Source organism: Corallococcus sp. M7 (genome assembly GCF_054512695.1).
The window spans coordinates 214,973-237,182 of the sequence record NZ_CM137252.1 but is presented as its reverse complement, the minus strand read 5'-3'; the positions used below and the strand labels follow the sequence as shown (position 1 = coordinate 237,182).

The following is a 22,210-nucleotide window of genomic DNA, read 5'->3' as shown; positions in this document are numbered from 1 at the left end:
TAAACGTCCCCCGGTCCCCGGAGCACGGATGACGTCGATATCGGATGAGACCCACCAGCGCATCACCGACCTCTGCGCCCAGGGAGACACCGCCGCGGGACAGGGCGACTTCGATCAGGCCCTGAAACACTTCAAGGCCGCCCTCGCGCTGATTCCCGAGCCCACCCGCGACCATCAGCAGAACACCTGGGTGCGCGCGGCCATCGGCGACATGTACTTCCAGCTCGAGCGCTTCGAGGACTGCCGCGAGCACTTCCGCGAAGCCGTCCACTCGCCGGGAGGGCTCGGCAATCCCTTCATCCACCTGCGGCTCGGTCAGAGCGCCCTGGAACTGGGAGACGAAGCCCGCGCGGCCGACGAGCTCGCCCGCGCCTTCATGGGCGGAGGCGAGGAGCTCTTCGAAGGCGACGACGCGAAGTACCTGGAGTTCATCCAGTCCCGCCTGCTACCGCCCCAGGACGCATGAATCCCGCGCGCTAGGCGCCGAAGCCGCCCAGCGCCGTGCGGCTGAAGCTGGCCGCGCCCTGGCTGACGCGCACGGCGGACTGACTGAACACCTGGAACGCGGCGCGGATCTCCTGGGCGCTCTGCCCCGGCGTCAGAATCCACCGGTCCGCGATGCCCATCTCCTGGAACACGCGCCGGAAGTCCGTCACCCCATCGTCGATGCCCATCGCCGCGACGATGTGGTTCTCCACCCGGTGCAGGTCCTTCACCAGCGCCGCCACGTCCTTCGCCCTCGCCTTCTGCGAGCCCGCGTCCGCGCCGTCCGTAATCAGCAGCGTCACCGTGCGCACCGGCACCCCATTGCCGCTGAACTCCTGCGCCTTCGCCAGCACCGTGCCCAGCAGCACCACCGCCTGGTCGTACAGCGGCGTCCCCTGGTCCGCCGAGTAGTTCTTGGAGTGCATCCGCACCACGTCCTCCAGCGGCCGGAACGGATTGAGCACGTGTCCGTTCAGGTAGCGCGTGTGGAACAGGACGCCGTCCTTCTGCTGGCTCGCCAGCAGCGCGTCCAACACCAGGTTGTGCCCGTCACACACCGTCTTCTCGTGCCCCGAGTGCGCGATGCTCCCGGAGTCATCCGGCATCACCGTCACCAGCACCACCTCGCTCGCCTGCACGTCGTCCACATGGATGCCCAGGTCCGCCTGGATCTGCGCCCCCAGGTCCACCACCGTGAGCGTCTGCAACCCCGCGGGGCTGAGGATGCCCTCCGCGTGCGCGTCCTCGAAGAGCTTCGTGACACCCGTCCCGTTCGCCTTGCTCATGTCCGTGTCTCCCTTCGTGTGAGTGCCAATGCCAGACGTCACGCCAGGTGCAGGTCCGGCCAGCTCGCCAGCGGATCCGTCGACTTCACCAGGTGCATGCCCGCGTCCGCGAAGCGCTTGAGCGCCGCGTCCGCCTGCGGCGTGAAGTCCGCCGCGAAGCCGCCCTTGCCGTCCGGCACCGTCACCGACGACATGCAGTCCGTCAGCAGGTACACCTTGCGGGCCAGCGCCGCGTCCTGCGCGACAATCTCTCCCAGCAGGTCATCGATGCTGCTCTTCACGCAGTGGCTCGCCGCCTGGCCGCCAATCACCACCGCGTCCGACGTGAGCAGCGTCTTCAGGAACTGCGTGTTGCGCTGCGCGAGCGGCTGGCCGTCATGCCGCATCAGCACCTCCGGCCGCAGCACCGAGTAGTTCTCCGTCAGCGGGTTGCCGCCCTTCACCTCCGCCCACGACTGCACGCCGCGCGCGTACGAGTGGAACAGCCGCGCCTCCTGCACCACGCCCGACAGCGCGTGCCCATCGCTGCCCAGCAGGCAGTGCGGCGGCCACAGGTAGAGCGTGTACTTCCCCGCGCGCTCCAGCTCCTCGCAGTAGAACTTCACCTGCTTGAGCAGCCACGGGTAGTTGCCGCCGCACAGCCACTTCGCCACCGCGGGATTCGGCTTCGCCTGGCCGCGCTCGATCTGCTCGCGAGTCACCTCGCGGTACGGCTGGAGCGGCTGGTCGTCCTGGTCCACCCAGAACGACGGGAAGAAGATCTGGTAGGCGAAGTGCGTATCCAGCGTCGCCGTGACGTTCGTCAGCGTCCCCAGGTTCCGGTAGATGAACTCCGCGATGCGGCGGTTGTCATCGATGGCCCCCCGCCCGCTGCGCCCCGCCACGTACAGCGAGCCATCCGGGAAGCAGAAGTCCTTCTGCACGTCGATGAGCAGCAGGTGCAGGTTGAAGCGGTCCGTGGCCGCCGCCGTCACGCCCTGCGCCGCCTTCCACGCCCCGGCGTCGCGCTGGAGCTTCCCGGCGTTCGGGCCGTAGCCGTACTCCGCCGCGTGGTTGGAATTGTAGAACCCGGGCAGCGGCAGTTCCTTCACGGTCGTCTTCTTCATGTCCAGCCCCCTGTGTGTGTTTCACTTCATCCGAAGCACGGTGAGGTCCTGGGCCCCCACCACCGTCAATCCCTCGCGCGACAGCAGGAGCCCCCGGCCCGCGTCCACGAACGGCTCCGCGTCCGGGAACTCGCGCACCACCACCAACTGGCCCTGCTGGAGCTCCACGCGCGTCAGCCCGGCGTCCGTGGCGCAGAAGAGCGCGCCCCCCACGGCGCACTTTCCACGCAGCGTCCCCAGCCACGAGCCATCCCCCGCGTCAGCCCGGGCGCTCGCGCGCACCGCTCCGTCCGCCCCCAGCAGCACCGCGTGGTGCACCGTGCGGCCATTCGCCTCCTCCGCGAGCAGCAGCCACACCGAGTCCGCGTCGAACACGGCCTCCGCGTCCAGCAACTGCCCCGACGGCCACGGCAGCGCGAGCCCGTCCCGCAGACCCTTGCGCTCCACGTTGAACAGGAAGGCCCCCCGCAGCCCCGCCGCGCGGTGGAACCCCAGGCCGAACCGGGGTCCCACGAACAGCCGCGTCTGTCCCTGCAGCACGTCCCCCCACTGCTCGGCCCCATAGGCCCCGTCGCGCCACAGCCCGCCGCCCGCCGCCCAGAACCGGTGTCTGGCATTGGCCGCGAACACCGGCCGGTGGTCGCAGACATCCACGCCCAGGTACTCCGTCTCCCGGCCCGGCGTGAACACCGCCACGCGGCCCTTGTGCCCCAGCAGCGTCACGTCCCCCTGCACCGCCCAGCGCAGCGTCGGATCCAGCGCGCCGCGCATCACCGTGCGGCCGTCCTCGCGCCGGTACGCGCCGTCCGCGTGGTAGACGAAGCGCACCGCTCCGTCCTCCGCGCTCGCGTGCACCAGCACGCCACGGGTCGTGAACGTCCGCTTCGCCGTCACCTGCCCGCGCACCGCCGACACCGGCGTGGCCGCCACCGTCGCGTGCGGCTGACACGTGGGACACGCGGCCCGCGCGTGCTCCAGGCCACACGACGCGCACACCGTGAAGCGAAGCCCCTCCAGCACCGGCAGCGGGAACGCGCCGCGCCGGTCCTCCACGAACACCTGGTGGAACAGGTGCAGCAGCTCATCCGGCAGCGAGGCCCGAGGCAGCGCGGGCTTGGGGTACTGCACATCCGGATGGAACACCGTGACGCGCTGGAGCATCCGTCCCACCGCGTTCAACCGCGCCGCCTGCGCCTTCGGCTTGTGGATGCCGCCCTGCGGCCCCACGCACAGCAGCGACTGCATCACGGTGACGGCGAAGGCATACCAATCACTCTCCACCGTCGCCGGCCGCGCGGGCGTCAGCGTCTGCGCGCCCGGGTCCAACCGCAGCGGGTCCAGGAACTTCTCCGTGAACACCGGGCACACGAAGGGACCGAACTGGAAGCTGTCCGCGTCGATGAAGTACGCGTCCGCGCCCACCGTCAGCACGTTCAGGTCGTTGAAGTCCCCCACCACCACCCGGGCCGAGTGCACCGCCGCCAGCACCCGGTGCAGCCCCGCCAGCACCGTCACCGCGTCCGAGGCCTTGCCTCCCGCGCGCCGGAACGCGGGCTCGCTCCACCGGCGCAGCGGCTCCACGCCGTCCAGCTTGCGCATCGCATAGCCCAGCACCTCCGCGCCCTTCTTGTCCGTAGCCAGGGCCTGCGGCGTCACCACCCGCGCCGGAAGCCCCGAGGGAAACGCGCGCAGCTTGCGCTGGTGCTCCACGAGCCGTGCCTTCGCCGCGGCCTGCTCGGGCACCAGTCCGAAGTAGTCCGGGTGCTCAGGCTGCTTGAAGACCTTGAGCGCGCGGCCATCGCCCAGGTCATACACATCCGCCTCGCCGCCCTTGCCCAGCGCCTGCCGCGGATCCACCCGGACCTTCTTTCCCTCCAGCCAGACGTCCATGGCCTCACGCCCTCCCCATCCGGCGGCGCAGCACCACCAGCGTGGTGTCGTCCGTCAGAAGGCCCGGCGTGCGCAGCAGCCGCCGCTCCGCGAAGTCCGCGCGCACCGACTCGCGGTTGAGCTGCGCCAGCCGCCGTCGCACCGCGTCCGGGTTCGTGAAGTACCGGTCGTCCGTCCAGAAGCGTGACAGCGGGCCCACGGGCTCATCGCGCTCCGGCAGTCGCGCCTGCGAGAGGCCCAGCAGGTCCCCCACCCCGTCCGTGCCCACCAGCAGCGCGTGCACGTCCTCCGTGGGCACCAGCGCCCGGGGCTCCAGCCGCACGTCCTCGCCACGCAGCAGCGCATACGCGAGATACGGCGGCGCGTTGCCCGGGAACGGCCCCAGCGCATGCACCTCGCCGTTGAGCATCCACACGCCGTCCCCCGACGAGAAGACCAGCGTGTGCACCGGCGTCACCACCGCGCCCACCAGCGTGAAGAGCAGGTCCCCCAGCACGTCCCGCCCCAGCGTGGACGCCAAGCCCTCCATCAACTCCAGCAGGTCCCCTCTCAGCCCCGGCAGGAAGTCCGCGCCATCCACGGCCTCACCGCGCTGAAGCCTCGCCTGCGCCGCCTGCGCCAGCCGCCGCACGCCCAACTGCGCCCCCAGCTCGCTGCATGGCTGACTGCCGCACCCGTCCGCCACCACCACCACCAGCCCGTGCTCGCTCTCCCGGACGCAGGCGGCGTCCTGGTTGTTGCGACCCGAGCGCGCGTGCTCCCGGCCCTGCACCGAACCCACCGCGACATCGAAGGGCAGCGTGGACATGGCTCTCCCGTGGCCCTCGAAGGGCACGCACGACGCAAGAACCTGCTGGCGAGTGAGCGGCCCCGCGCCGCCCGACTTCGTGTATCTACGACACCAACATAGTGTCCATATGACACGAAGTCAAGGCGACGTGGGACAACCTGTCAGCGGGCGCTGATGGGTACATCCGGGAGGTGGGGGTGTTCAGAGCTCGAAGTTGAAGCCGGCCTTCTCGAGCTGTTTGTACTTCTTGTGGTCGAACCGGTAGAGGCGCGCGGCGCGGTGGGAGACGTCCTGCTCCACCTCGTCCAGCTCCTCCAGCAGGTCCATGGCGAGGATCTTCTTGCGGAAGTTGCGCTTGTCGAGCTCGCGCTCCAGCACCGTCTCGTACAGCCGCTGGAGCTGCGACAGCGTGAACTTGGGCGGCAGGAGCTCGAACCCGATGGGCTGGTAGCGCACCTTGCCCTTGAGCCGTTGCAGCGCGGTGGCCAGCACGTCCGCGTGGTCGAACGCGAGCTTCGGCGTGTCCCAGACGGAGAACCACGCCGCTTCACGCGCGTCGGTGGAGGCCTGGAGGTGGTGCTGGGACAGCTTCACCAGCGCGAAGTACGCCACGGTGATGACGCGGCCCCGGGGGTCGCGGTCCGGAGAACCGAACGTGTAGAGCTGCTCCAGGTGGCTGGTGCGCAGGCCCGCCTCCTCCTCCAGCTCACGGCGCGCTGCGTCCTCCAGGGACTCGTCCATGCGCACGAAGCCACCGGGCAGCGCCCACCGGCCCTGGTACGGCTCCACGCCTCGCTGGATGAGCAGCACCTTGAGGTCCTCCTCGTCCAACCCGAAGACGACGCAGTCCACCGTCACCGCCGGGCGCGGGTACTCATAGGTGTGGCTCAATGGGAAACCCTCCGGCCAGCATCGTGTCCAGAGGACACGGTGCCGGCAAGCGGAAGGTGCGGGGACGCTAGACGGCGACGAGCCGGCCCAGGCGGCGCCAGTCGACCAGGTTGACGTTCTCCTCCGCCAGGTCGAACTCCAGCGAGCGGCGCATGCCCAGCACGTCGCCGCCCATCTGGAAGGGCACCTCGCGGTCGAAGTCCATCCGCAGGCGCTCCACGAAGAAGTCGTGCATGCGCGGCATGGGGTGCTCACCGCGCCACAGGCGGAACATGTTGCGCGTGGCCTCCAGCACGCCCGCGCCGTACACGCGCACGGACAGCCGGTGCGGCACCGCCTGCGCGAACGGGAACGCCTTGAAGCCGAAGCCCCACTCCGGCGTCGTCGCCGCGCCCGCCACGCCCGCGGGGCCCTGGTACAAGAGCTGCCCCGCGCCGGCGTTGGGCAGCGGCCGCACCGCGCCCGTCGCGTCGATGGTCAGCGCGGACGCGCCCAGGTTGTAGACGGAGACGTTCGGGTTGCCCTCGCCGAACAGGTGGCGCGGCACCGTGCGCGTGAACATGGCGCCCAGGTAGCCGCGCAGACCGGACTGCGCCTTCTTCAGCGGACCGGCGGACGCGAGCTGGTTCTTGAAGTCCTGAATCATCTCCGCGTCCCAGCCCGTGCCCGCGAAGGGCGCCACCCGGCCCTCCACCCGCACCAGGGAGAAGGGACGCAGGGGCGGCAGGCGCTCGCCGTACGCGGCGATCTGCTTCAGGGCCACCTGCGGACGCGGCGCCCCGGTGACGCGGGCCCAGGCGTTGCCCGTGCCCAGCGGCAGCACGCCAATGGCCGGCAGGGCCACGCCCTGGGAGCGCAGCTCGTTGAGCAGGCCCGTGATGGTGCCGTCGCCTCCGCCCGCCAGCAGCAGGTTGGGCGGGTCATGGCGGAGCTGGTCCACCCACTCCTGGGCTTCCTCCAGGGAACGGGTGAGGGCCACCCGGGCCCGGGGGAGCAGGTCTCGAACGAGCCCCCCCATCCCCTCGGTCCCTTTACGCGCGCGCAGATTGACGAGAACGGCGATGTTCATGGCGGGCGCGACTCTTCCCCAGTTCATGTCATGGCCCCGTCACGAAAAGAGCCCCGGCATGGGGACTCCCCCGGAAACATGGGCATCACACCCCCAGGGCGTGCATGAGCCGCGCGTCCAGGTGCCGCTCGGCCGCACGCCGGCGCAGCGTCACCGCCGCGGCGGCCAGCCCTCCGGCTACCAACAGACGACGCAGCCATTGTTTTCCGGTGCCGTGGTAACCGCCGGAGGCCGTGTCCCCCTCCTCCATGGGCTGGAAGACGTTGCCGGGGGTGGGGCCCTGCCGCTCGTCCTGGAAGTGCAGCACCTCCGTGCCCACCCGCATGGTGCGCTCGTACGTGCGGGGGAACAGGCCGTGCATCGCCGCGAAGCTCTTCCCCGCGGGGCCGACAATCACCTCGTCCTGGGGGTGGCGCAGCACGCGGAGGATGGTGCGGGCCACGCGCTCCGGCGTGTAGACGGGCTCCACCGGGCGCACGCGCCAGCCGGTGTAGTTGGCGGTGTGGCGCCACAGGGGCGTGTCGATGGCGGCGGGCATCACCGTGCACACGTCGATGCCCGTGCCCAGCAGCTCCTGGCGCAGCGACGCGGAGAAGCCGCGCACCGCGAACTTGGAGGCCACGTAGGCGCTCAGGTACGGCGCGGGCACGGTGCCAAAGGTGGAGGACACGTTGACGAGCGTCCCGTAGCCCTGGCGCCGGAACTGGGAGAGCGCCACGCGCGCCCCGCTCACCGTGCCGAAAAAGTTGGTCTCCATGAGCTGGCGGAACGCCTCGTCCGGCGTCTCCTCCAGGCTGCCCAGCATGTAGACGCCCGCGTTGTTCACCCAGCCGTCGAAGTGGCCGAAGGCCTCCACCGCGGCCTCCGCCAGCATCCGCACGGCCGGCGCCTCCGACACGTCCGTGGGCACCATCAGGGCCTGGACGCCGTGGGACTCGCACTCGGCCGCCAGCTCCTCCAGGGGCTCCTCCCGCCGCGCGGCGAGGACCACGTGGGCGCCCTTCTTCGCCAGGAGCAGCGCCGTGGCCCGGCCGATGCCGCTGGAGGCGCCCGTGATGACGATGACCTTCTTCTTCCAGATGCGATCCATGGAGTGGGTCCTTGTTGGCGGGCCCGCCGGCTCTGGACGGCCCGAGCGTTGAGAAAGGGTTCGTGCACGGAAAGGTGGGGATGACGCCGGGCGTCGCACCCGGGCCGCCGGTGACTCACCCGGAGGGCAGCCAGCGAGGCAGGGGGCCTCCGAATCCGGACGGGGGTCCACACGCGGGACCGGGAGTCAGGGGCCGGGGGTCGCTGGCCTGGAGGGTGGACAGTCCGGTAGAGGACGGAACGCGGCCTGCATCGCCGGTCCGGCCATCCCTTTCACTCCCACGTGACCATGCCCTTCCGTCCGAAGCCGTCCGCGTTCGCGCTGCTGTTGTGCCTGCTGTGCGCCTCCGCCTCGGGGGCCGCGCCCCACCGGCTGGTGGTCTCCAGCGGTGACTGCCGGGACGCGGAGCTGAGCGGCCAGTCCAAGGCGTTCTACGACGCGCTCCGCGCCCGCCCCGAACAGCGCGTGTTGAGCGCGCCCGAGTTCGCCGAGCGCCTCTTCCCCGCCTCCTCGCGCTCCTTCGAGGACCTCCAGCGCCAGCTGGACGCCGCGCAGGACCAGTTCTACGAGGGCCGCAACGCCCGCGCGTCCCAGCTCCTGGACGACGCCCTGAGCGACATCCGCCGCCTGCCGCCGGGCGAGCCGCGCTGGAAGCTCTTCGCCCACGCGCAGCTCCTGCACGGGCTCAACCACCGGGCGCAGGGGAAGACGAAGGACAGCGACGCGGCCTTCCTCCAGGTGCTGCGCCTCCAGCCGAAGTACCAGTTGGACCCGGACCAGTACGCCCCCTCCATCCGGCAGGCCTTCGAGAAGCTGCGCCGCGACCTCTCCAGGACGCCCAAGGTGAAGCTGTCCCTCAAGTCCACGCTGCCCGCGGCGGACGTGTACCTGGAGGGCCTGGGCGTGGGGCAGACGCCGCTCACGCTGGAGCTGCCCGCGGGCGCGTACGAGCTGACGATGGTGAAGGGGGACGCGGTGAGCTTCCCCCGGCAGGTGCAGGCGCAGGGGGCGGACACGCCGCTGCTGGTGGACCTGGCCTACGAGGGGTCGGTGACGGCCGCGCCCTTCCCGTGCCTCTCCGCTACGGACGGCAACGAGGAGCGCACCTGGAGCCACGCGGTGCGCCTGGGCGGCACGCTGGGCGTGGAGGAGGTCATCGTCGTGCGGCTGGAGCGCCCGAGCAGCGGGCCCAAGTGGTTCGCCGCCACGGTGCTCAACGTGGACGGCGGACAGAAGCTGCGCGAGGGCGGCTTCAAGACGCAGGGCCTGGACGCGCCCGGCGAGGCCCTCTCCGCGCTGGTGGACTTCGTCACCACCGGGCGCTCGCCCTCCAACCTCGTGGTGATGAACAACGCCAACGGCAAGGCGCCCTGGGACGCGAGCAGCGCGCGGACCACGGCCGGCGCCTCCGGCACGGGCGCGGACCTCACCGCGCCGAATCTGTTGTCGGAGGACGTCTCCGACGGCGGCGCCCCCAGCGCGGGCCTGCGCACGGCGTCGTACGTGGCGATGGGCGCGGGCGTGGCGGCCCTGGGCGGCGCGGGCGTGGTGCGGCTCTTGGCCCAAAAGGACCTGAACGGCCTGGAGGACCGCCGCGCGGCCAACGGCGGCCAGTTGGTGAGCACGGATGCGCGGGCCGTCGCGCTGCGCGACTCGCTGGTGGGCAAGAGCCACGCCATGACGGGGCTGCTCGTGGGCGGAGGCGCGGCGGTCGTCACCGGCGCGGTGCTCTTCCTCGTCTCCTCACCGTCGAAGCCCGCGCCCGTGACGCTGGGCGTGACGGCGGACGAGACGGGCGCGGCCGCGAGCGTGTCGGGCTCGTTCTGACCGTTGCTGGCCGGGAGGCGCCGGGCGCGTAGAGTCGCGCCCCATGCGCGCTTCCCTCCTGCTGTTGCTGCTCACGGCGAGCACCGCCCTCGCCGCGCCCCGGACGTTCCGCGTCGACTACTTCCACACCGGCAACGCCACCGAGGAGCGCTTCAGCCTGGAGCGGCTGGTGGTGGAGCCCCTGCCCTGGCCGGGCCACCCGGCGCGGGCCCTCGACGAGACGAACCTGGGCAAGTACCTCTACGAGGTGCGGGACCGGAAGACGAACCGGCTCCTGTTCTCGCGCGGCTTCGCCTCCATCTTCGGCGAGTGGGAGCTGACGGACGAGGCGAAGCAGGCCCACCGCACCTTCAGCGAATCACTGCGCTTCCCCGCGCCGGCCAGCCCCGTCCAGGTCATCCTGAAGAAGCGCGACGCGCAGAACGCCTTCCGCGAAATCTGGTCGCTGGTGGTGGATCCGAAGGACCCCACCGTGGATCCGTCCTCGCCGCCCGCGCCGGGCCCGCTGCTGAAGCTGCTGGAGAACGGGCCGCCGCAGGACAAGGTGGACTTCCTCATCCTGGGGGACGGCTACACGGAGGCGGAGCGCGCCAAGTTCGAGAAGGACGCGCGCAAGCTGGTGGACACCCTCTTCAGCTTCTCCCCCTTCAAGGAGCGCAAGGCGGACTTCAACGTCTGGGGCCTGATGCCCGCGGCGGCCGAGTCCGGCATCTCCCGGCCCTCCACCGGCGTCCACCGCCGCCCGCCCCTGGGCTCCACCTACGACGCCTTCGGGGCGGAGCGCTACATCCTCACCTTCGACAACGCCGCGCTGCGTGACACCGCCGCCTTCGCGCCCTACGAGTTCATCGAAATCCTGTCCAACGGCAACACCTACGGCGGCGGAGGCATCTTCAACCTCTTCAGCACCGTGGCCTCCGACAGCCTCTGGGCCCCGTACGTCTTCGTCCACGAGTTCGGCCACCACTTCGCGGGGCTGGCGGACGAGTACTACACGTCCGCCCCCGTCTACGGCGCCGCGCCCTCCGAGCGGATGGAGCCCTGGGAGAAGAACGTCACCGCCCTCCACGACCCCGCCCAGCTCAAGTGGAAGGACCTGGTGGCGCCGGGGACCCCGCTGCCCACGCCCTGGAATCAGCCCACCTATGACGCGCATGCCCTGCAGGTGCAGCAACGCCGGCAGAAGATTCGCGCGGAGCGTAAACCCGAGGCGGAGATGGACGCGCTCTTCACGGAGCAGCGCAACTGGGAGGAGAAATTCCTGGGCACCCAGAAGGTCTCCGGGAAGGTGGGGGCCTTCGAGGGGGCCCACTACGAGGCGAAGGGCTATTTCCGGCCCCAGACGGACTGCGTGATGTTCACCCGCGACCGGGTGCCCTTTTGCGCGGTGTGCCAGCGCGGCATCAACGAGGTCATCGACCTGTACGCGGGTCCAGCGTCCACCCCTGCACGGAAGACTCCCTGACTTCCTTCGATTCCCAGGCCCCTGGGCGTCCTTTCGCGTGACAGGGACGTGGCAGGTGGTTGGGCAAATGGACGCCCCTCTGTTTTCGGGTGTAAGGGGGACCGCACCTGCAATCTGGACCACCCCATCTGGGAGGCATTCACATGCTGAAGCAGAGCCTGAAGCGGAGCTGGCTGCCGGCGCTCGTGACCACCGTGTTCGTCACGGTCGGCACGGGTTGCGGCGACGAGTGTGTCGATCAGTTCGACTGTCGTGACAAGGGCGCGGCCCCCGCGGGCCAGACGTGGACCTGCAACGCGGACAACAAGTGCGAGCTGCGCAACCTGAACATTCCTCCCGAGGAGGACGCGGGCACGGAGGAGGACGCGGGCACGGACGTGGACGCGGGCACCGACGCCGGCACGGAGACGGACGGCGGCACGGGTCCCCAGGCGTGCAACCCGGCCTGCGCGCTGACTGAGTCCTGCGACATCGCGGCGAACACCTGCACGCCGTCCAGCGTCACCACGCCGCTGGCGGACACGAGCGCGCAGATCGCCGCGTTCATCTCGGCCCCGGCGGGCGCGCTGACCACGCCGCAGATCGTGAGCGGCGCGTTCGTGACCTTCATCAAGCCCGCGGTGGCGGGCAGCGCGGCCACGGAGGCCTCCGGCTTCTTCCTCCAGGCCGAGGCCAACGGCCCGGCGATGTTCGTGCGCGACTCCGCGTCCACCACGGCGGTCGCCGTGGGTGACCGCGTGACGCTGAACGTCACGGAGAAGGAGATCATCAGCGGGCTCAACGTGGCGAAGACCGTCACGGACCTGACCGTGGTGAGCAAGAACCACGGCGTGTGGAACCTGAGCACCGCGACGCCCGCGGGCCTGAAGGTGGAGGCGAACACCGTCAGCACCTTCGAGGACGGCGGCACGACCGGCGTCTACGAGAGCCGCCTGGTCACCGTGTCCGGCACGCTGGAGGCGGGCGCTGGCAGCGGCGCGGCCTTCACCGCCTTCCCGCTGATCACCACGGGTGAGCAGTCCCCCAGCCCCCTGCGCCTGCGCGTGCCCACCACGCTGTCCACGGACCTGGACCTGGTCCTGGGCTGCGACGTGACCGTGCCCACCGGCGTGGTCTGGCGCTTCAACGCCCAGCCGCAGGTGTCCGTGTTCGCGCCCGAGCAGCTCACCGTCACCTCCTGCCCCGCGCCGAAGCTCACCGAGGCGCGTCCGCTGAGCGGCACGGAAGTGCGGCTGACGTTCGACCGCAAGCTCAACGCGTCCAGCGTGCAGGCGGCGGACTTCGGCATCACGCCGACCGTGGCCGTGTCCGCGGCGACGGCGACGGGCAACCAGGTCGCCCTGACCACGGGAGACCTGGCGGCTGGCACGCAGTACACGGTGACGGTCAACGGCGAGGTGACGGACCTGGCCGGCAAGGCCGTGGACGCGAACGCCAAGACCGCGACCTTCACCGGCCTGACGCCTCCTCCGACGGGCCCGTCGCTGGTCATCAATGAGATCGACTATGACAACCAGGGCACCGACAACGCGGAGTTCCTGGAGATCTACAACCGCGGCACCGCGGCGGCGGACCTGACCAACGTCAAGCTGGTGTTCGTCAACGGCGACTCCACCGCCAACCCGCGCATCGAGTACCTGAAGTTCAACCTGTCCGACGTCAAGGACGCGCAGGGCAACGCGGTCACGTCGCTGCCCGCGGGCGGCTACATCGTCGCGGCGCCCGAGCCGTACTTCACCACGGCGACCCTGCCGGCGGGCACGCTGCGGCTGATCATCAAGTCGGCCTCCAACGCGAACACCGACATCATCCAGAACGGCAGCGGTGACGGCGTGGGCCTGGTCGACGACGCGGCGGGCACGCTCCTCGACAGCGTGTTCTACGAGCCGGGCGCCCAGAACGCCACGTTCACCATCACCACGGCCGCGGGCGCCAAGTCGCTGAACTTCGAGGAGGGCACGCGCACCTCCGCCTCGGACTCGAACGGCGCCGTGGGCTCCCTGCAGCGCTCGCCGAACGGCAACGACACGAACAACAACAACGCGGACTTCGCGTTCGTGACCACGCTGACCCCGGGCGCGCCGACGCCGTAGTCGCCGCGTCTGGCACCTTGATGTGACTCAGGGCCGCGTTCCCCACCGGGGAGCGCGGCCCTTCTTCTTGGATGACAGGGGGATGTGTCACTCTTGGAGACAGGGGGAGGCACCGCCCGTCATCGCGGTGGGTCGTGCTTTCCTTCCGGCGTCCGGACCGGATGGCATCCATGGCTCTTCCTCGAATCGTCGCGCCCCTCGTCGCCCTGCTGCTCACCGCGTGTCCCGGCTCCACGCCGCCGACGCCGGTCGAGCCTTCCGACAGCGGGGTGAAAGCCGATGCCGGCGCGTCCGACGGTGGGGGTACGCAAGCCGATGGCGGCGAGCAGGGCGACGGCGGCCTGTCTTCCGACGGTGGCAGCGCGGATGGCGGTGAGCCTGACGATGGTGGCGTGCCCGTCGATGGCGGTGTGCCTGGCGACGCGGGTGCGTCCGGGGACGGTGGCACCTCCGGCGATGGCGGCGCGTCGGATGACGGCGGTGTGCCTTCCGATGGCGGCAGCATGCCCCCCGATGCGGGAGCGCCGGATGCAGGCAGCATCGCGGAGCTGACCGTGACGTCCCTGGGGCTCGGTGATGGGCGCGTGGGACAGCCCTATGCCTTCAACCTCACCGCCTCCGGCGGGCGAGCGCCGCTCACCTGGAGCTTCACCGGGACGCTGGCCGCGGGGCTCACCCTCTCCACCAACGGCGCCCTGTCCGGCACGCCCACCGCCGCGGGCTCGACGCTCTTCACCGCCACCGTGCGCGACGCGGATGGCCGGACCGCGTCCGCGCGGCTGATCGTGCTGGTGCAGCCGCCCCTCTCGCTGTTCACCGTGGGCCACTGGAACCTGGAGTGGTTCGGCGCGCCCAACCAGGGCCCGGCCAACTCCACCTCCGATGGCGGCGTGGCCGACGACCTCCAGGTCGCGGGAGCGACGAGCGTCCTCCGCGACGCGGGGGCCCACGTCTGGGGCCTGGTGGAGATGGTGGACACCGCGGACTTCAACACGCTCGTGGCAGGGCTGCCCGGCGGCTACAGCGGCTTCCTCGCCAACAACACCACCTACGTCCTCAGCGGCGCGTCGCTGTACTCCGCGGGCGAGCAGAAGCCCGGCATCGTCTACGACAGCTCGCTCACCTACCGCAGCGCCCAGGTCATCCTCACCGCGCAGGCCGCCGACTTCGGCGGACGCCCGCCGCTGCGCGTGGACTTCACCACCCGCATCCACGGCGAGGACGCGCCGCTGGTCGTCATCGTCACGCACATGAAGGCCTTCGAGGACATGACGTCCTATGGCCAGCGCCAGCGCTCCTCGACCGCCCTCAAGAGCTACCTGGACCAGTGGCTGCCCGAGGCGCGCGTGCTCGTCATCGGCGACTGGAACGATGACCTGGACCACTCCATCTCCACGCAGAACGGCGTCGCGCTGCCCACGCCTTACCAGAACTTCCTGGACGACCCCACGCACTACACCTTCCTCACGAAGGTGCTGACCGACGCCACCATCCGCACCACCACGGAGTACAACGACGTCATCGACCACACGCTCGTCACCGACGAGGTCGCCGTGGACGCGGTGCCCGGCGGCGTCCAGGTGCTCCGGCCCGACGCGACGATTCCGGACTACGCCCACACCGTCAGCGACCACTACCCCGTCCTCACCCGCTACGACCTGAGCGGCGTTCCCGGTCCGCGCGTGCGGGTCACCGCGCCCCTGGGCGGCACGTTCATCGTGGGCACCCCGCTGACGCTCACGTGGCGCTCGGCGGGCATGAGCACCGTGCGCATCGAGGCCACCTACGACGGCGGCGACCTCTGGAACGTCGTGGCCCCTTCCGTGAGCGCGAGCGCGGGCACCTTCACGTGGACCGTGCCCGACGTGGAGAGCGACCTGGTGCGCGTGCGCGTGGTGGACACGGCCAACGCGTCGCGCTTCGACATGATCCCCGGCCGCGTCTGGTTCACGCGCACGGCGCCCCGGGTGATCATCAACGAGGTGCTCGCCAACGAGCCCGCGCTCCCCGGCGGCACCGCGCACGAGTTCGTGGAGCTCTACAACACGGGCACCGCCCCCATGGACCTGTCCGGCTGGACCCTGTGGGATGCCCTGAACCCGCAGCACGTCTTCGCCGCGGGCACGGTGCTGCAACCGGGCCGGCCCCTGGTCGTCTTCGGTGGGCCCGCGGGCTTCCCGGCCGGCACGCCCGACACCGTCGCGGCCTCCAGCGGGACGCTGGCGCTCAACAACGCGTCGGACACCGTGCAGCTCAAGCTCCCGGACGGCGGCGGCGTGGACCGCGTGGAGTACTTCAGCACCGTGGACGCGGTGTCCATCAACCGCTCGCCGGACCTGACGCCGGACGCGGGCTTCGTGCTGCACACCACGCTGACGCCCGGACTGCAGTCCTCGCCGGGCCGGCGCGCGGACGGAGGCGCGTTCTAGTCAGCGCAGCGGCGGGGACTGCGGGTTGGGCCCGGGCTCCTTGACCACGGGCACGGCCTCCACGTCCCGGGCGATCCACTCCTGGCCATGGTCCTCGTAGGTGACGCGGATCTCGTCACCCTCGGACATGTCGCGCAGCTGCACGTTCTCGTCGGCGCGCTTGAGCCGCGTGGCCTCGTCCACGACGACCTCCTGCTCCTGGCCGTGGCCGTCCACGAAGAGCAGCTCGTCGTCGCCCACCCAGGACACGCGGCCCGCGGTCCAGCCCATGGGCCGCGGCTGCTGACCGGAGCCGCCCGTTCCCTCGGGTGCGGGCGCGGGTCCGCCCTTCACCTCCGCGCCCGCGGTCTTCAGGGCCTTGGGGTCCACGGTCTCCTTGGAGGCCATCAGCCCGCGCAGCACCTCCGAACGTCCCTCGCGGTGCTTCGCGGAAGGGGCGTCCGCGCCCGGCTCGCCGCCGTTGCACGCCGACAGCCCCCCGAGTGCCACCAGGCCCAGCACCAGCAGGCCCGCTGTCCCGCGCGTTCTTCGCATTGGCCACGTCCTCCCGCGTCGTGCGAAGGAGCCCGCATCCCAACGGAGTTCCCCTCCATGGCGCGCGGGCCCGCTCTCCCCCGGTAAAGATGGGGACACCCTGCCCCGCCGGGAACCACGAACGCTCCGTCCGGGGCCTGGCTGCCTATCCGCCCAGGAGCCAGTCACGCACCGCGAGGAAGCGGGCCGTGGGTGCCGCGCTCCTGCGCCACGCGACATAGAGCGTTCCCCGAGGCCTTCGCGCGGAGCGCCGGCCCGGCTCTGGCGTGAGCGTCACGACCCGCTTCTCGCGCAAGGCGGGGGCCACCAGGTAGTCGGGCAGCACCGCCAGCCCCACGCCCGCCTCCACCAGGGCCAGCATCTCGTCCAGGTTCGCGACGCGGCACACCACCTGCGCGGGCAGGGGTTCCTTCGGCCCGAAGGCGGCGCGCCACCACGGCGCCAGCATGGCCAGGTCCGCGTCGAAGGCGATGAACCGGTGCGCACCGAAGTCGCGTGCCCCGCGCGGCGTCCCCCAGCGCTTCAGGTACGCGGGCGCGCCCACGGCGACGAACTCCTCCTGCGCCACCGGCCGGACCTCCAGGCCCGGAGCGTCCGGCAACAGCCCGACGAGGCCCAGGTCCAACGCGCCGTCCAGCAACAGCCGTGACACGCGGCTGGGCACGTCGAAGCGCACGTCCAGCCGCAGCTCGGGGTGGCGCGCCAGCAGGCCCGGCAGCCGGGGGCGGAGCCAGTACCGGAAGAAGGGCCAGGGACCGCCCAGGGACACCTCGCCGCGCACGGCGCGCTGGGCCTCGGAGGCCGCCTCCAACGCCGCGTCCACCGCGGGCAGGTGCTCCCCCAGACGAGCGACAAGGGCGGCCCCCGCCGGAGTGAGCCGGGCCCGGCGCCCCACCCGTTCGAACAGCGCCACGCCCACGTGCCGCTCCAGGGCCTTGAGCTGCTGGCCCACGGCGGACGCGGTGATGCCCAGGCGCGTGGCGGCGGCCGCGTGCGTGCCCGCCCGGCTGACCTCCCACAGCGTCCAGAGCGCTTCGTGATTGCCAAGCATGGCTTCAGTTTATGTGAAGGGGCTCTCGGTTTTCTTGGGGACCGCCGGGACGTATCTCATCGCCCATCGCCCCCATGGAGAGGGGCTCGAAGGAGGACGTCCCATGGAAGCGCTCACCGCCGTGAAGGTGCTGCTCATCGTCACCAGCCACTCGCAGTTCGGGAACACCGGGGAGAAGACGGGCTTCTGGTTGGAGGAGCTGGCCGCGCCGTATGAGCAGTTCACCCGGGCCGGGGCCCAGGTGGACATCGCGTCGCCGCTGGGCGGCAAGGCGCCCGTGGATCCGCGCAGCGAGAAGGAGCAGACGGAGGACACACGCGCCTTCCTCGCGGACGCCGAGGCGACGAAGAAGCTGGCGAACACGAAGGTGCTCGCCCAGGTGAAGGACACCTACGACGCGTACTTCGTGGTGGGCGGGCACGGCGTGATGTGGGACCTGGCGCGGCACGTGCCGACGCACCAGTTGCTGTCCGCGGGCTACGCGCGGGGCGCGGTGGTGGCGGCGGTCTGCCACGGCCCGGCGGCGCTGGTGGGCGTGAAGGGGCCGGACGGCAAGCCGCTGGTGGCGGGCAAGCGCGTGGCGGCCTTCAGCAACGCGGAGGAGCAGGCGGCGAAGTTCGACGCCATCGTCCCCTTCCCGCTGGAGACCCGGATGCGCGAACTGGGCGCGCGCTACGAGTCCGGCCCGCTGTGGAAGAGCTTCACGGTGCGCGACGGGCGGCTCGTCACGGGGCAGAACCCGGCGTCCTCCGCCGCCACCGCGCAGGAGGTCCTCAAGGTCCTGGCGGAGAAGAAGCAGGCCCCGGCCCCCAAGGGCTGAGGTCAGCCGAACTGGAAGCCGGAGATGCGCGCCCCCATCATGGCCCCGGACCAGGCGGTGGTGCCCCGGTCCCCACCGGCGGCACCGGCGACGACCATCAAGGGGAGCAGGTGCTCCTCGCGCGGATGGGCGAGCCGCGCGTAGGGGGCCTGCGTCCACTGCGTGAGCTTCGCGTCCCGCTCGGCCGCGGGAGAGGTCGCGGCGTCCTGGACCCACGCGTCGAACTTCGCGGAGACCTCATGCGCGCGAGGGTCTCCGAAGGCGCGCAGGTTGTGGAACGTCATCCCGCTGCCGATGATGAACACGCCCTCGTCTCGGAGCGGCGCGAGCGCCCGGCCCATGGCCAGGTGCTCCGAGGGGTCCAGCCCCTGCTTCAGCGAGAGCTGGACGCAGGGGATGTCCGCCTCCGGGTAGGTCAGCTTCAGCGGGATGAAGGTGCCGTGGTCGTAGCCGCGCGCCGGGTCCTCCGACGTGGCGAAGCCCGCCGAGGAGAGCAGCTCGCGCACGCGCGCGGCGAGCCGTGGGTTGCCCGGCGCCGGCCAGGGGATGCGGTACGACTCCGGCGGGAAGCCGTAATAGTCATACAGGATGGGGGGCGCGGCGGACGTCATCACCGTGGCCACGGGCTCCTCCCAGTGGGCGGAGATGACGAGCAGCGCCTTCGGCGGCGTCGCGAGCTGCTGGCCCACCTGGCGAAGGTAGGTCGCGAGCGCCTGGACCTCCGCTTTCGGAAAACCCATGTCCACGAAGGGCCAGGGGCCGCCGCCGTGCGGGATGAAGACGACGGGCAGGCGCGCGGAGGGATGGGACGTGTCGGTTGGCATGGGGGGCCTCTCGGTGCCATTCAACTCCACGGGTGGACTGGCGCGCCAACACACTCGGAGTGGAGCATCCCGTTCACTTGAGACACGCCGGCTTCTGCTATGAAACGGCGCGGGGGACGGAGGCGTGGTCCCGTCGCGATGGGGGTGACATGAAGAGCATCATCGGCTGGGCGCTCACCGCGTTCGGCGTCTTTGGCATTGGCAGCGAGATCGACAAGCTGATCAGTGGCACCGCGGAACACACGATCGCGGGGATCATCCTCGGCGCCGTCTTCATCCTCGGAGGCCTGGCGCTCGTCCGTTCCGCGCGACGCGCGAAGCTGCCGCCTGAACTGAGGGATGCGCCCATCGTGCGGTCCGCGCTGGACTCCCGCGACGTCGAGCGGGCCGTGCTCGCCTGCGCGAAGGAGCACGGGGGCCGCGTCACCATCGCCGAGGTAGCGGCGAGCACGCACCTCTCCTTCACCGAAGCCAAGGAGGTGCTCGAGGAGCTCTCCCGCGCGGGCGCCTGCACCGTGGACGTCACGGAGAACGGCGCGTTCATCTACGAGTTCAGCGGCTTGATGCCGCGCGCGGCAATGAAGTCCTGAGCCCCACGCTCCTGTTCAGACCTCCTCGTCGGGCAGGAGCGTGCGGAGCAGCTCATCGTCCGGCCCGAGTGGGCGCCAACCCGCGGGAGGGGGACTGGCGAAGAGCACATCCCCGGCCCGGTCCACGCGCTCCTGGTGGGTCTCCGGAGTAAAGGAGTGCCAACCGGCGAGTGCGCGGGCGACCTTGAAGCGGTTCGCGTCATCCAGTTCGGCCGGCCAGCCGGCCGGGAGATGCTCGCTCAGTTCGCGTACGAGCTGTCCACGCACCAGGCGCGTGACCCGGTGGGTGCGCTCTGCTTCGGCGACCAGTCCGCTGAACACCTGCACTCCAGCGACGTCATCGGGTCCGAGTTCCTCGGCCAGCGCCACCAGGGATGCGCTGGGCCGCGCCTCCGCGAAGGCAGTCAGCGACTCGTAACCGCGCTCCCGGACGCGCTCATACAGGCGGGCCTTCCAGTTTCCCTGCCATGAGCGTCCATCGGTCATCGGCTACTCCCCTTGGTGAACCGCGGCGGGATTTCATAGGCCCGCATCCGCGCCGCGACGATGTCCAGGACCTCATTGCGCGTCAACGCCCGGCCGGTCCTGGCTTCGACCCTCCGCAACTCTCCCATGATCATCTGGTTCCATTCACCGGGCCAGGTGCGCCCCAAGCGCCAGTCGCCACCGCCGTGAATGGCTTCGTGGTGGGCCTGCTCCAACCGGACGCAGAACTGGTCGATGTCCATGTCGCCCTTGAAGCCGTGCCGTTCGAACCATTCACGGTGCTCTTGCGGCAACACATGGTGCTTCGGGGCATCGGACATCCCCGCCCCTGCCCTGCCGGTCTGATGCATGCCGCGCACCTCGGGGCTGTCCCCCAGTGCTTCACGCACGCCCTTGGGCAGGTCGTTGGGCGATTGAGCCATCAGCACCTGCCCACCGTGGATGAGGACCGCGGAGCTGACAGCGGGGACGGAGATGACGCCCGCCCTCACGAGGCTCCGCATCATCTCCACCCACTCGGCGGAGACCACCAGCCGGGAGCCCGTCATGACTCCGCCCGAGCCCATCACAAAGCCCACGCCCAGTGTCGCGGGTGCCGAGGGAGGCAGCCTTGGCAGTGACACCTTCAGCGTGGAAATCATGGCGACCATCTCCACCGCCCGCACCGCCGCGATGACCTGCCCGCCAAGCTTCATGCTCGCGCGGGCCTCCCGATGAATCGCGTCGAACTCACGGGTCAGCTTCCCCATCAACTCGGGCATCGCGACCGCCGCCGCCTCCACCCGCCCCGGGTCCTGAGATGAGAGCTCCGTCAGCGCGGGCCCCATCAACTCCTGCACGCGATACAGGTCGACGAAGAGCTTCTCCACGCTGCACGTTGGACAGTTCCGGAGCACCGCGTCCGCGAGGTGGAGGAAGTCCACCCAGGTGGCCAGCAGCAGGCTGCCGAACATGGCCGCCTGGAGTTTCGGCCCCGTCATGCGCAGGAGCCCCTGCTCCATGTTCGAGTCCTCCACCTCCGAAGCCACGCGCGTCAGCACCGTGGCACTCCCAAGCGCGCCCTTCATCCACTTCACCTGACTGGAGCCATGGTCGAGGTAGCGGGTGAAGACGCCGCTGAGGCTCCATCCCATGAGTGGCTGAGGACGGTCCGCCAGCTTTGACAGCGCGGCTTCAACGCGGCCCAGGGAGCCCTTCACTTCGGCAATGCCCGCGAGGATTGCATCGCGCGTCAGTGCATCGCTGTCACGTGCGCCCTGTTGGCGCGGCAGCCGTTGCTCCGGCCTGGAGAGGACGGACGTTCCACCCGGCGCGTAGCGCAAGCCCCGCGAATGTGGCGCGGAGGCACATCCCGTGGCCAGCAGCACGACAACCACCAGCAATGTCATTCGCATCCGCGCCTCCCAGGAATGCCCTAGCGAGCGTGGCAAAGGATACGCGTCTGACGTTCAGCCTCGCCGGCCGTGCTTCATGATTCTGGATGGCCCACCTACCGTCCCAGCTTGAGGGTCACGGTCGCTGAGTCCTCGACCGTCCCCTTCAACGTGAAGCGCAGCTCCCAGACGCCGGGCATGAAGAGGTCCGTGTCGGAGACCTCGAAGCTCCCTGGCTCTCGCGCGGTGACGCGGGGAACGTCGGAGATGCCGTGGCCCATGGCGGGCATCCAGGGATGGACGGACAGCACGACTCCGGACACCGGCTTTCCCGACGCGGCGTCGGTGATTCGCACCTGGAACGTCTGGACGCCTCTTCGGAGCGGTGTCGTTGAAGAGAGGACCTCGACGCGGAGCCGCCCGGAGGCGCTGGCCACGGTCCCCACGGAGGTGGCCGCGCTCACCTGCCCCGCGTCTGGCGCGACGGAGGGCGTCGCGCCCAGCAACAGCATTCCCATCAGCAGTGCCTTCATCATCCCTGCCGTGTACCGGAAGAGGCCCGCCTGGGTTCTGCGACAAGGTGTCGCATCGCGCATGCGGTCCGGATGCGA

General features: G+C 70.6%; 20 protein-coding genes. 7 read left to right on the top strand and 13 right to left on the bottom strand.

Annotation, left to right across the window (positions count from 1 at the left end; all coding sequences use genetic code 11):
• The first annotated feature begins 28 nt into the window (after window positions 1-28).
• A complete protein-coding gene (locus ACX114_RS01035) occupies window positions 29-466 on the top strand; it encodes a tetratricopeptide repeat protein (RefSeq protein ID WP_459293798.1) in 438 nt (145 codons plus the stop codon).
• Window positions 467-476: 10 nt separating this feature from the next.
• On the opposite strand, the gene ACX114_RS01030 is transcribed toward ACX114_RS01035, so the two are convergent.
• The 7 genes from ACX114_RS01030 to ACX114_RS01000 all read right to left on the bottom strand — a co-directional run bounded on the left by ACX114_RS01030 (window position 477) and on the right by ACX114_RS01000 (window position 8,107).
• The gene (locus tag ACX114_RS01030) at window positions 477-1,271 is read right to left on the bottom strand and encodes a hypothetical protein (RefSeq protein WP_459293796.1); all 795 of its coding nucleotides are present in this window, start codon (window positions 1,269-1,271) and stop codon (window positions 477-479) included.
• A gap of 38 nt (window positions 1,272-1,309) precedes the next feature.
• The gene (locus tag ACX114_RS01025; RefSeq protein WP_459293794.1) at window positions 1,310-2,377 is read right to left on the bottom strand and encodes a cysteine hydrolase family protein; all 1,068 of its coding nucleotides are present in this window, start codon (window positions 2,375-2,377) and stop codon (window positions 1,310-1,312) included.
• A gap of 21 nt (window positions 2,378-2,398) precedes the next feature.
• A complete protein-coding gene (locus tag ACX114_RS01020) occupies window positions 2,399-4,267 on the bottom strand; it encodes a hypothetical protein (RefSeq protein WP_459293792.1) in 1,869 nt (622 codons plus the stop codon).
• A 4-nt stretch (window positions 4,268-4,271) separates the two neighbouring features.
• Window positions 4,272-5,075 carry a protein phosphatase 2C domain-containing protein gene (locus ACX114_RS01015; RefSeq protein WP_459293790.1) on the bottom strand — a complete coding sequence of 268 codons (804 nt, stop codon included), beginning with the start codon at window positions 5,073-5,075 and terminating at the stop codon, window positions 4,272-4,274.
• A 183-nt stretch (window positions 5,076-5,258) separates the two neighbouring features.
• On the bottom strand, window positions 5,259-5,948 hold the full coding sequence (locus tag ACX114_RS01010; RefSeq protein WP_014393057.1) for an NUDIX hydrolase: 690 nt from the start codon (window positions 5,946-5,948) through the stop codon (window positions 5,259-5,261).
• A 67-nt stretch (window positions 5,949-6,015) separates the two neighbouring features.
• On the bottom strand, window positions 6,016-7,017 hold the full coding sequence (locus ACX114_RS01005) for a diacylglycerol/lipid kinase family protein (RefSeq protein ID WP_459293788.1): 1,002 nt from the start codon (window positions 7,015-7,017) through the stop codon (window positions 6,016-6,018).
• A gap of 85 nt (window positions 7,018-7,102) precedes the next feature.
• Window positions 7,103-8,107 carry an SDR family NAD(P)-dependent oxidoreductase gene (locus ACX114_RS01000; RefSeq protein ID WP_459293786.1) on the bottom strand — a complete coding sequence of 335 codons (1,005 nt, stop codon included), beginning with the start codon at window positions 8,105-8,107 and terminating at the stop codon, window positions 7,103-7,105.
• A gap of 288 nt (window positions 8,108-8,395) precedes the next feature.
• Here ACX114_RS01000 and ACX114_RS00995 point away from each other — a divergent pair, with 288 nt between their 5' ends.
• From ACX114_RS00995 to ACX114_RS00980, 4 genes are all read left to right on the top strand, one after another.
• Complete coding sequence (locus ACX114_RS00995; RefSeq protein ID WP_459293784.1) at window positions 8,396-9,934, top strand: PEGA domain-containing protein; 1,539 nt, start codon at window positions 8,396-8,398, stop codon at window positions 9,932-9,934.
• A 43-nt stretch (window positions 9,935-9,977) separates the two neighbouring features.
• Window positions 9,978-11,399 (top strand): IgA Peptidase M64, encoded by a 1,422-nt coding sequence (locus ACX114_RS00990; RefSeq protein ID WP_459293782.1) that lies wholly within the window; start codon window positions 9,978-9,980, stop codon window positions 11,397-11,399.
• Window positions 11,400-11,542: 143 nt separating this feature from the next.
• Window positions 11,543-13,492: a lamin tail domain-containing protein gene (locus tag ACX114_RS00985; protein ID WP_459293780.1), complete on the top strand. Its 1,950-nt coding sequence runs from the start codon at window positions 11,543-11,545 to the stop codon at window positions 13,490-13,492.
• Window positions 13,493-13,662: 170 nt separating this feature from the next.
• Window positions 13,663-15,921 carry a lamin tail domain-containing protein gene (locus ACX114_RS00980; RefSeq protein WP_459293778.1) on the top strand — a complete coding sequence of 753 codons (2,259 nt, stop codon included), beginning with the start codon at window positions 13,663-13,665 and terminating at the stop codon, window positions 15,919-15,921.
• Here ACX114_RS00980 and ACX114_RS00975 read toward each other — a convergent pair whose 3' ends face one another.
• Both ACX114_RS00975 and ACX114_RS00970 read right to left on the bottom strand, forming a co-directional pair.
• On the bottom strand, window positions 15,922-16,455 hold the full coding sequence (locus ACX114_RS00975) for a hypothetical protein (RefSeq protein WP_459293776.1): 534 nt from the start codon (window positions 16,453-16,455) through the stop codon (window positions 15,922-15,924).
• A gap of 145 nt (window positions 16,456-16,600) precedes the next feature.
• Entirely contained in the window at window positions 16,601-17,506 is a 906-nt protein-coding gene (locus ACX114_RS00970; protein WP_459293774.1) for a LysR family transcriptional regulator, read from the bottom strand.
• Window positions 17,507-17,609: 103 nt separating this feature from the next.
• Between ACX114_RS00970 and ACX114_RS00965 the strand changes: the two genes are divergently transcribed.
• Window positions 17,610-18,326, top strand: coding sequence for a type 1 glutamine amidotransferase domain-containing protein (locus tag ACX114_RS00965; RefSeq protein WP_459293772.1), 717 nt, complete (start codon window positions 17,610-17,612; stop codon window positions 18,324-18,326).
• 2 nt (window positions 18,327-18,328) lie between these two features.
• Here ACX114_RS00965 and ACX114_RS00960 read toward each other — a convergent pair whose 3' ends face one another.
• The gene (locus tag ACX114_RS00960) at window positions 18,329-19,150 is read right to left on the bottom strand and encodes a DODA-type extradiol aromatic ring-opening family dioxygenase (RefSeq protein ID WP_459293770.1); all 822 of its coding nucleotides are present in this window, start codon (window positions 19,148-19,150) and stop codon (window positions 18,329-18,331) included.
• Window positions 19,151-19,299: 149 nt separating this feature from the next.
• Here ACX114_RS00960 and ACX114_RS00955 point away from each other — a divergent pair, with 149 nt between their 5' ends.
• The gene (locus tag ACX114_RS00955) at window positions 19,300-19,740 is read left to right on the top strand and encodes a hypothetical protein (protein WP_459293768.1); all 441 of its coding nucleotides are present in this window, start codon (window positions 19,300-19,302) and stop codon (window positions 19,738-19,740) included.
• A gap of 15 nt (window positions 19,741-19,755) precedes the next feature.
• Here ACX114_RS00955 and ACX114_RS00950 read toward each other — a convergent pair whose 3' ends face one another.
• From ACX114_RS00950 to ACX114_RS00940, 3 genes are all read right to left on the bottom strand, one after another.
• Window positions 19,756-20,226 (bottom strand): NUDIX hydrolase, encoded by a 471-nt coding sequence (locus ACX114_RS00950; protein ID WP_459293766.1) that lies wholly within the window; start codon window positions 20,224-20,226, stop codon window positions 19,756-19,758.
• Window positions 20,223-21,620, bottom strand: coding sequence for a DUF2380 domain-containing protein (locus tag ACX114_RS00945; RefSeq protein WP_459293764.1), 1,398 nt, complete (start codon window positions 21,618-21,620; stop codon window positions 20,223-20,225). The genes ACX114_RS00950 and ACX114_RS00945 overlap by 4 nt, the downstream gene beginning before the upstream one ends.
• A gap of 95 nt (window positions 21,621-21,715) precedes the next feature.
• Window positions 21,716-22,135 (bottom strand): FixH family protein, encoded by a 420-nt coding sequence (locus ACX114_RS00940; protein WP_459293762.1) that lies wholly within the window; start codon window positions 22,133-22,135, stop codon window positions 21,716-21,718.
• Window positions 22,136-22,210: the final 75 nt, after the last annotated feature.